At 45.1% G+C, this 6075-nt stretch carries 8 protein-coding genes; all 8 read left to right on the top strand.

All coding sequences use genetic code 11. The annotated features are described in order from the left end of the window. Window positions 1–923: F0F1 ATP synthase subunit alpha (gene atpA / locus Q0238_RS08085; protein ID WP_297944879.1), on the top strand; the 923-nt coding region annotated here is incomplete at its 5' end. A 12-nt stretch (window positions 924–935) separates the two neighbouring features. Beyond that, window positions 936–1844: an ATP synthase F1 subunit gamma gene (atpG, locus tag Q0238_RS08080; RefSeq protein ID WP_297900610.1), complete on the top strand. Its 909-nt coding sequence runs from the start codon at window positions 936–938 to the stop codon at window positions 1842–1844. An 11-nt stretch (window positions 1845–1855) separates the two neighbouring features. Continuing rightward, complete coding sequence (gene atpD, locus Q0238_RS08075) at window positions 1856–3253, top strand: F0F1 ATP synthase subunit beta (protein ID WP_005869634.1); 1398 nt, start codon at window positions 1856–1858, stop codon at window positions 3251–3253. Between the two features lie 10 nt (window positions 3254–3263). Further along, window positions 3264–3668 carry an ATP synthase F1 subunit epsilon gene (gene atpC, locus Q0238_RS08070; protein ID WP_297944874.1) on the top strand — a complete coding sequence of 135 codons (405 nt, stop codon included), beginning with the start codon at window positions 3264–3266 and terminating at the stop codon, window positions 3666–3668. Window positions 3669–3670: 2 nt separating this feature from the next. Beyond that, window positions 3671–4246 (top strand): MotA/TolQ/ExbB proton channel family protein, encoded by a 576-nt coding sequence (locus Q0238_RS08065; RefSeq protein WP_297944872.1) that lies wholly within the window; start codon window positions 3671–3673, stop codon window positions 4244–4246. Next, window positions 4246–4644: a biopolymer transporter ExbD gene (locus tag Q0238_RS08060; protein WP_297881203.1), complete on the top strand. Its 399-nt coding sequence runs from the start codon at window positions 4246–4248 to the stop codon at window positions 4642–4644. The genes Q0238_RS08065 and Q0238_RS08060 overlap by 1 nt, the downstream gene beginning before the upstream one ends. Next, window positions 4637–5617: a TonB C-terminal domain-containing protein gene (locus Q0238_RS08055; protein WP_297944869.1), complete on the top strand. Its 981-nt coding sequence runs from the start codon at window positions 4637–4639 to the stop codon at window positions 5615–5617. Before Q0238_RS08060 ends, Q0238_RS08055 begins: the two co-directional genes overlap by 8 nt. A gap of 18 nt (window positions 5618–5635) precedes the next feature. Continuing rightward, complete coding sequence (locus Q0238_RS08050; RefSeq protein WP_297944866.1) at window positions 5636–6028, top strand: TonB C-terminal domain-containing protein; 393 nt, start codon at window positions 5636–5638, stop codon at window positions 6026–6028. Window positions 6029–6075: the final 47 nt, after the last annotated feature.

Raw genomic sequence — 6075 nt, 5'->3', positions numbered from 1 at the left:
TAGCAATCGGTCAGAAACAATCCACCGTCGCGCAAGTCGTTAAAAAGCTTGAAGAGTACGGTGCGATGGATTATACGATCGTAGTTGCGGCGGGTGCTAGCGAGGCGGCTGCGCTTCAATACTTGGCGCCATATTCGGGCTGCACGATGGGTGAGTATTTCAGAGATAACTCCCGCCACGCGCTTATCATTTACGATGATTTGAGCAAACACGCGGTTGCGTATCGCGAGATGTCGCTTATCTTGCGCCGCCCGCCGGGACGCGAGGCGTATCCTGGCGATGTATTTTACCTGCACTCCCGCCTGCTTGAGCGTGCCAGTAAGCTAAGCGACGCACTCGGCGCAGGCAGCCTAACGGCGCTTCCTATTATCGAGACGCAGGCAGGCGACGTTTCGGCATATATCCCTACAAATGTAATCTCTATCACTGACGGTCAAATTTTCCTAGAATCTGGTCTATTTAACTCAGGAATTCGTCCTGCGATCAACGTGGGTCTTTCGGTTAGCCGCGTCGGCGGTTCTGCACAGATTAAAGCGATCAAAAAGGTCTCGGGAACCTTGCGCCTAGATCTCGCTCAATACCGTGAGCTTCAGGCGTTTGCGCAGTTTGCGAGCGATTTGGACGAGAGTAGCCGTAAGCAGCTGGATCGCGGACAAAGAATGGTCGAAATTTTAAAGCAACCTCCTTATTCGCCGCTTCCGGTCGAAAATCAAGTGGTTATCATCTTTGCAGGGAGCCGCGGATTTTTAGACGACGTGCCTACGAGTTCGATTGGTAAATTCGAAGCTGAGCTCTATCCATATATCGAGGCGAAATACCCTGAGATTTTTGAAGAGATTAGAAGCAAAAAGACCATCGAGAAGGATTTGGAAGAAAATTTAATCAAGGCTCTAAATGACTTTAAAGCGACCTTTGCCGCTTAAAAAGGCTAAATTATGGCAAATTTAAAGGATATAAAACTTCAAATCAAAAGCGTCAGAAATACGGAGAAGACTACCAAAGCTATGAAGCTGGTCTCCAACGTCAAGCTTAAAAACACTAAAGAGGCGGCGATGCGCTCGCGTGCTTATGCGGTGAAGATTAACGAGGTCTTGGGTGAAATTTCTGCGCGCGTTAAAAACTACGTAGGCAATAATTCAGGCAACGACGAAAAACTTAGAATTTTTGATACCACGCGGGAAGTAAAGGTGGTTGATTTGCTGTTTATTACCGCAGATAAAGGGCTTTGCGGCGGTTTTAATATCAACACCATCAAAAAGATCAAAGCTTTGATTGAGGAGCTTAAAGCTAAAAAGATCAAGGTTCGCCTTCGCGCCGTCGGCAAAAAGGGGATAGAGTATTTTGATTTTCAAGGCATTGAGCTTTTGGAGCGATATATCGGCGTGAGCTCATCTCCATCGTCTGAGAAAGCTAACGAAATCGTCCAGGCCGCGGTTAAGGATTTTAACGAAGGTAAAACCGATGAAGTCATACTTATCCATAACGGCTATTTGAATATGATTACCCAAGAGATGCGGGTAAATACTCTGGTGCCGATCGGTGAACCTGCGATTAATGAGGACGCTTTAAAAACATCTACATTGGAAGTAGAGGTTGAAAGCCCTGAGGACGAAGAAACATTGATGTTAAATTTAATCCAGAGCTATCTTAGCTACAGCATGTATTATGCGCTTATTGACTCTTTGGCGGCGGAGCACTGCTCGAGAATGAACGCTATGGAGAATGCAACAAACAACGCCAAAGAACGCGTATCACAGTTAAATTTAGCATATAACAAAGCCAGACAAGGCTCTATCACGACTGAGCTTATCGAGATCATAAGCGGCGTCGAATCAATGAAATGAAAGGAAAACGGATGAAAGGAATAATTTCTCAGGTAATGGGTCCCGTGGTCGATGTCGATTTCAAGGACTACTTACCGAAGATTAACGAAGCTATCGAGGTTAAATTTGACGTCGAAGGCGCTCATCGTAGGCTGATCCTAGAGGTAGCCGCGCACCTTGGAGACAATCGTGTCCGCACGATCGCTATGGATATGAGCGACGGACTTAGGCGAGGGCTTGAGGCCGTCGCTTTGGGCGCGCCTATTACGGTGCCAGTGGGCGAGAAGGTTTTGGGCAGAATTTTTAACGTCACAGGCGATCTGATCGACGAAGGCGAGGATGAAAAATTTGAAACCCGCTGGTCCATTCACAGAGATCCGCCTAGCTTTGAAAATCAAAGCACGAAGAGTGAAATTTTTGAAACCGGCATTAAGGTAGTCGATCTGCTAGCCCCTTACGCAAAGGGTGGCAAGGTGGGTCTATTCGGCGGTGCTGGCGTCGGTAAGACCGTCATCATCATGGAGCTGATTCACAACGTCGCTTTCAAACACAGCGGTTACTCCGTATTTGCTGGCGTCGGCGAGCGAACGAGAGAGGGAAATGACCTTTATAACGAGATGAAAGAATCGGGCGTTTTGGATAAAGTTGCCTTGACCTATGGTCAGATGAATGAGCCGCCGGGTGCGAGAAACCGTATCGCGCTAACCGGTCTTACGATGGCCGAGTATTTCCGCGACGAGCTTGGGCTTGACGTTTTGATGTTTATTGACAATATCTTCCGCTTCTCGCAGTCGGGTTCGGAGATGTCCGCGCTTTTAGGACGAATTCCATCTGCGGTCGGCTATCAGCCTACACTTGCTAGCGAAATGGGTAAACTGCAAGAGCGAATTACTTCTACTAAAAAGGGCTCCATCACCTCCGTTCAGGCCGTTTACGTGCCCGCGGACGACCTTACCGACCCTGCGCCGGCGACCGTTTTCGCGCACCTTGATGCGACGACCGTTTTAAACAGAGCGATCGCCGAAAAAGGAATTTATCCTGCCGTCGATCCGCTTGATTCGACCTCAAGAATGCTTGATCCGCAAATCATCGGCGAGGAGCATTACAAGGTCGCTCGCGGCGTCCAAGCAGTGCTTCAAAAATACAAAGACTTGCAAGACATTATCGCGATTTTGGGTATGGACGAGCTTAGCGAAGAGGATAAACTCGTAGTCGAGCGCGCTAGAAAGATCGAGCGCTACCTATCTCAGCCGTTTTTCGTAGCCGAGGTATTTACCGGAAGCCCGGGCAAATATATCTCGCTAGAGGAGACTATCGCGGGATTTAAAGGAATTTTAGAGGGCAAATACGACGATCTGCCGGAAAATGCCTTTTACATGGTAGGAAATATCGACGAGGTAGTGGCAAAAGCCGAAAAGATGAAAGCATAGGAATTTTAAGATGAAAGAATTTTTGCTTTTAGATATCGTTACGCCCGAAGGGATGGTCTTTTCGGGTGATGTCAAATCCGTCCAGCTTCCTGGCATTACTGGTGAAATGGGTATTTTGCCAGGGCATGCGAGCTTGCTAACGGGGCTTAAAGATAAAAGCGAAGGCGGAGTCGTCGAGATCGTGGATAAAGATGACAAAAAACAGCTTGTTTTGGTAAACGACGGATTTTTGGAAGTCACAGAAGAAAAAACTACTATTCTAGCCACTCAAGCCGTGGCTATCGGGGGCGATAGCGAAAGCGCCGTAGCGAAGTCTTTGCAGCGCGCCAAAGATATGCTTGCGTCCATTAGCTCCGATGCGGCAAATTCCGCAGCGATTATGGCTAGAGTTGACGAATTCGCAAGGCAAAGTTAAATATGCTAGATCTAATTTTAAGTTATTTTTCAAGAAGCACGTTTATTACGATATTCGTGCTCTCTTGGTTATCCATCTATTTTATCGTAACCTTTACGATTTTGATCTCCAGATATGTAGGGCTTAGCGCATGGCAGCATCGCGAAGCAAAGGCACTTGAATCCTTGCTGATGGGTGGTAGGATTTCGCTTTCGGGCTCTATTTTTCAAAAAGTAAATACCGATAAAATTTCAAAAGAAGCCTTGGAAATTTATAAAGGTAAAGCCGAACGCGACTCCACTAGCGGACTTACCTGGCTATCTATCGTCGCCTCCACCTCGCCGTTTATCGGGCTGTTCGGTACAGTTGTTAGCATACTTCACACATTTTCCAAGCTCGGCGGTGGAAATTCCGGCATCGATACTATCGCTCCTGCGATTAGCGAGGCCCTGGTTGCCACAGGATGTGGAATTTTTGTAGCGATACCCGCATACACCTTTAGCTTACTTATAAAACGCAAAGCATACGAAGTTATGAGCATTATAAATCGTACAGCGGATATTTTGCTATTTAAAGCAAACACTGGAAAAGCTATTTAATGTATAATTTCGACGAAAATCCAGAGTTAAATATCACTCCGCTCGTCGATATTATGCTTGTTTTGCTAGCGATTTTAATGGTCGCGCAAACGGCGATTATCTACGATGAAAAGATCGAACTGCCTAGTGGCTCAAAAGCACAGGTTTCGGAAAATACCGCGGAATTCTTGCTTGTGCGTATCGGCGAAGATCGCAAGGTTTATATCGACAAAAGCTCGATGATCCTATCTGAATTCCCAGATAATCTCGTATTGCTTAAAGGCACCGGCAAGTATAGCTTGGAAAAACCCGTCTATATCCAAGCCGATAAGAGACTCGTTTATGACGATGTAATGTTTGTCTTAAAGAGCTTAAAGCAAGCGGGTTTTACTAAAGTCGCTCTTCAAACAAATGGCTAATTATTCAAATTTTACGGGGGTTAAATACGATAATTTCAAATCGTTTTTAATCGCCCTTTTTGCCTATCTGCTGGTGATTTTTGTTCTTTTATATCAAATTTCAAAGCCGCAGGAAAAATTTAAAAAATATACTGACAATCCCAACGATTATATGGATGTTACTTTTGATTTCGAAATAGATGATAAACTTCCGTCCGCGCCTGAAATCGCTAAAGAAACAAAGCAAGGCGAGTTTGACAATAAGAATGTGAAGGATGTGCCGGAGGATAAAATTAAGACTACGGCGCAAGTAGTTCCGCCGCCTCCGGTGCAGGCGAAGCCGAAAGAGCCCGAAAAGCCGAAGGAAGAGCCAAAACCGGAACCTAAAAAGGACGAGCCTAAAGCTGAGCCCAAAAAAGAGGAGCCCAAGCCTGAGCCTAAGTTGGAAGATAAACCTTCCGAAAAAGTAGTAGAGAAAAAAGAGGAAGTTAAGCCGGAGCCAAAAAAAGAGGAAAAACCGAGCTTGAGCGATCTTTTTTCGGATACGACCAAAGACAATAAGAAGCTTGAGGAGAGCGCTAAAGCTAGCGACGCCGTTCAGAGTAACAAAAAGTCCGATAAAGAAACCGCCACCTCTAGTGCTAAGGATAAAGCGGCATCTAAAAATGCTGTCGTCAAATCCGATAAGCTTGGCGGCAGGACGCAAAGGACGGGAGAATTTAACGCCTACCTCGGCGCGATAGAAAAGAGGCTTCAGGTTCTATGGAGCCGCTACGTAGTGACTGCGAAAGACGATGCGACGATTAGTATAACTTTCGGTGCAGATGGACGAGTTGTGGATTATAAAATCGATGAGCTGGGAAGAGAGACGGAATTTAACCAGAAGCTGCGGGATTTCTTGGATAATCTTTCGACTCAGAGCTTTCCGAAGTCTCCGGATGGAGAGCCACACGAAATCAAGACTAAGATGTCTGATGTGATGAAGTCGAATTAGAATTTTGTAAGGAAAATAGTGAAAAAATTTTTTGGTATTTTTGCCTTTTGCTGTATGCTTTTTGCAGAAGATGTGGATTCTGCTAAAAATTCTACCTCTTCAAATTTAAACACTGAAATTCAAAATTCTAAAGAATTTAGGGCTTATTATGGAGATATTGTAAAGAAGCTAGAATATCTGTGGCTAAAACAAGATGCTACCACTAACGATGACGCAGCGGTCGAGGTTACTTTCGGCGCGGACGGACGAGTGGTGGGTTATAAAATTATCGAGTTAGGTCGCGATATAAAATTTAACCAAAAGCTTGACAGATTTTTAAAGGGGCTTTCGGAGCAAAAATTTTCAAAATCGCCGGATAATAAACTTCATAAACTTAATATAAGATTAACCGAGATTGCGAAATCAAATTAAATTTAAGGAGAAAAGATGAAGAAACTACTTTTGATTCTTGCATTTTG

Source organism: uncultured Campylobacter sp., assembly GCF_938045775.1.
Classification (GTDB): domain Bacteria; phylum Campylobacterota; class Campylobacteria; order Campylobacterales; family Campylobacteraceae; genus Campylobacter_B.
The sequence above is the reverse complement of the archived record's forward strand: the minus strand, read 5'-3'. Positions and strand labels throughout refer to the sequence as shown.